Origin of the sequence: Geothermobacter hydrogeniphilus (assembly GCF_002093115.1) — a bacterium.
GTDB lineage: Bacteria > Desulfobacterota > Desulfuromonadia > Desulfuromonadales > Geothermobacteraceae > Geothermobacter_A > Geothermobacter_A hydrogeniphilus.
Genome location: NZ_NAAD01000050.1, coordinates 1 through 3,166 on the forward strand (window position 1 = coordinate 1; position 3,166 = coordinate 3,166).

At 43.9% G+C, this 3,166-nt stretch carries 4 protein-coding genes; 1 reads left to right on the forward strand and 3 read right to left on the reverse strand.

Annotated elements, in window-relative coordinates; genetic code table 11:
• The 3 genes from B5V00_RS16705 to B5V00_RS16715 all read right to left on the reverse strand — a co-directional run.
• Positions 1–349, reverse strand: a 349-nt coding sequence (locus B5V00_RS16705; protein ID WP_172399796.1) for a transposase, incomplete at its 3' end; no start/stop codon positions are given.
• 73 nt (positions 350–422) lie between these two features.
• The gene (locus B5V00_RS16710) at positions 423–1,283 is read right to left on the reverse strand and encodes an HNH endonuclease (RefSeq protein ID WP_085011943.1); all 861 of its coding nucleotides are present in this window, start codon (positions 1,281–1,283) and stop codon (positions 423–425) included.
• Positions 1,267–2,859: an AAA family ATPase gene (locus tag B5V00_RS16715; protein WP_085011944.1), complete on the reverse strand. Its 1,593-nt coding sequence runs from the start codon at positions 2,857–2,859 to the stop codon at positions 1,267–1,269. Before B5V00_RS16715 ends, B5V00_RS16710 begins: the two co-directional genes overlap by 17 nt.
• Positions 2,860–2,899: 40 nt before the next feature.
• Between B5V00_RS16715 and B5V00_RS17350 the strand changes: the two genes are divergently transcribed.
• Positions 2,900–3,166: hypothetical protein (locus B5V00_RS17350; RefSeq protein ID WP_216355510.1), on the forward strand; the 267-nt coding region annotated here is incomplete at its 3' end.

Sequence of the window (3,166 nt, forward strand, 5' to 3'; positions counted from 1 at the left end):
CGAGCTGCAACAGATAGCTGTCCTCTTCGACAATGATGGCCTTGTAGCGCCCCTGGAAGAGATGTCCGGTTTTCTGCGTGCGCCAATTGAACCAGCGTGTGTAACGACCAGAGAGGTTCTGCATGAATCGGGACAAGGGAATATCACCGACCTGAACGGCCAGGTGAACATGGTTGTCCATCAGGCAGAAGGCGAAGACGCGGCAGGAATAGCGTTCAATCGCCTGTTGCAGCAGAAGATAAAACCGGTAACGATCCTGGTCACACTCGAAAACGGCATTTCCGCCATTGCCGCGCAACATGACGTGGTAGAGCGCACCGGGATAATGAATGCGGGGTTTTCGGGCCATGGTTTAAACCTTAATGCAAACTTGCCAACTTGCAAGCCTGACACCATTGGTTGCTGCAAGTGAGGGAAGAGCCTCATTGTAATGCTTGTCTCAAAGCTTGGAACATGCCCTTTTGCCAATGATTAACGAACGGTGCAGCATCTATCCCAGGTTGCAGAAGAGCAGTATTAATCACTTCATCATCTAGACCAGCTTGGCGCAAAGACTCTATTTGCCGTAATACCGCACCTAAGAGTTCAGCAGCCTTAGTAGTATATCGTCTGGCTAAATCAAAGTCAGCAAAGTGCTTTCTCACTCTTTGTTTTTCGACCTCAAGCCACCCTTCAGGCGGATTTACGATATATTCAAATTCTCCTGGCTCTCCTTCATTTCCAGCGTGGTAAATCGCAAAAATCCATTGTTCTAAAAAGAATTTGTCATTGTCCACGTAAGGTTGAATGATTTGATCTTCTGCACTCATCGCAAAGGCATGCGCTTTACCATCCATATTGCAATCACGACATGCTGGAACCAAATTTAGGGGTTGAACAGAAAATTGAGGAAAATGTGCTTTAGGCAAAAAATGATCCAAGTTGCGCGGCGTGCCTATTCCACCACAAAATGGGCATTTTTCTTTTGCAGCATTTAACAAAGCATCGTAGATTTTTCTGGCTGGTTTTTGCTCTGGCACAAAGTACCTGTCGTAAATCTTGACTAGATCAGACTTTTTTAAGGTATTGATAACAACAGGATCGGCTTCTCCATCAATATTGATGGGTGGAATAGTATGTAACTCACCAGTGCCAGCAGCAACTAAATATTGGCCTTCGACTGTTGTGAGATCAGTTTTGCTAGATAACAGCTTATGACGCAACTCAGCATTACCAGTAATACCTTTAGCACATTCTTCAAGAGTTTGTTCAAAGCTATATTGAGGTTCACTCAGTCTCATCATGACTAACACTCCTATCACGATTGGCAATGAGCGCTTTTAGAATGGCTCTACCCTCAAACCCAAGTTGGTTATTGTAGCTAGAAACTATTTCTTCATAAGTTCTTCCTGTTTCAACAGATTCAGCAAGAAGATCGTGGAACCCTGAACGTTCAACTTCGAGACTGAAAACTTCGCTGGTTAATAATCCAAGGTTTTCACCGAAAGTTTCAATAGTTGGCCGACTAGCCGTTACATTTGAACCAACACGATAAATTTTCCAAACGCAAGAACAAGGTATTTCTTGCAAAACCACAGGTGAGTGTGTCGCTATGATTGCGACCCCATTTCGATCCTGAAGTAAATCGGCAAGGGCGCGCACAAACGCCGATAATAATGGCGGGTGTAAATGGCTCTCTGCCTCATCCAATAGCACTAATGTTTTTTCTTCTACGGTGGCGACCAAGCGGGTTATGGTTAGCAAAACTATGGCGTGCCCCGAACTCATGCGAGACAAAAACGGGCTAACCTCTTTTATATACTTGTCTTGAAAAGAGCTTGAATCAGATTGTTCTTCACTCATCGTGTTGTTACGAAGATCCTTGTAAATATCTTTTAACTTTTGTAGCCTCATTGAAGCAAAAATTTCATCTGAGCCAAGTTTACCAATGGCATCCAACCAACGATCGGTCTTTTTGGGGTCGTAAAAACAACTAATTAAGGCTCTTGAACAATCATTTTGAAGATCGCTAATAGTTCGGTGGAACTCTCCATTCTTCGGGTCTTTCAAGCCAATATAGAAATAGCAGGTTCCTTTCGCAGGATCAGGTTGTTCCTTGGGAGGGGTAAATGGATCGAAGGCACTGAAGGAAACTGATACAAGACTACTGAAATAATCATCCGAGATTTCGCTTTCCTGCCACCCATCTATATCGACAAATTTAGCGTTAGTACCTTGCCGATCTGTAATCGCTTCAATCATGCCATTTAGTAAAGTTGTTTTGCCTACCCCATTTCGGCCAATAATCGCATGAATATTGGTGTTAGGCGTGGAACCAACTTCTACATCAAAACCGAGCTCTATTCTCCCCCAATGCCCTGCTTCAGGCCTGACGAACTTGAATTTAAAGTTGGTGAGCTCAGCTTTACCTTCGAGGACTCGGGCATACTGCCCTTTTATCACTGAGAGGCTGATGCCGCGCAGTAAAGATGTGCTGAAAACTTCTTCCTCTTTTATGTCTTCAATAAGGTTAGGTTGTAAAACAATATCGCGCAATGCTGATAAAATCTGATTGCAAAAGTGACTAGGTAAGGACGCCATATTACGATAAAACTCAACACCTTGTCCTAGTGAGAAGAACTCTTCGCCAAGATGTTCAAATCTGTCAGGTAATTTGGCATAGGTGTCGGTTTCTGTCGTTTGTCCTTTAAAGGCAATCTTAATTTCACCAATATCGTGGAGACGGCCATCTTCATCATGGAGCGACATGTGAAACATGGTAACAAACGAATAGTCATTCCAATGATCTATCTTGAGATAAATCGTATTATTACCGGTTTCAGGGGCCCAAGTGCTTCTGGGTAAAACACGAAATTCCATGTCTAGCAATACTCCAAAATACGGGAGCTAGTATTAGTTAATGGCCGAACGAGCCCGTAGAAAAACCCTCACACAAGAGCAATCCCCGAGCCTGGTTGAATTTTTTCTTTTCGTGAACCGCCCGTCAGGTATGGCATGTTCAGGCGATAGCCGTCTCCTCAGCGCGATTTGTCGGGAATTCTACCGTTTACCGGCCGATTTTACTTCTTTTTTTCTTTTTATTACCTCAAATCATCCCGAATCGGCGCATCCTGGTCATGTTGTGCAGCATGGTCATCATCTGCCATTGTCCGTTGACCTTCTTCTT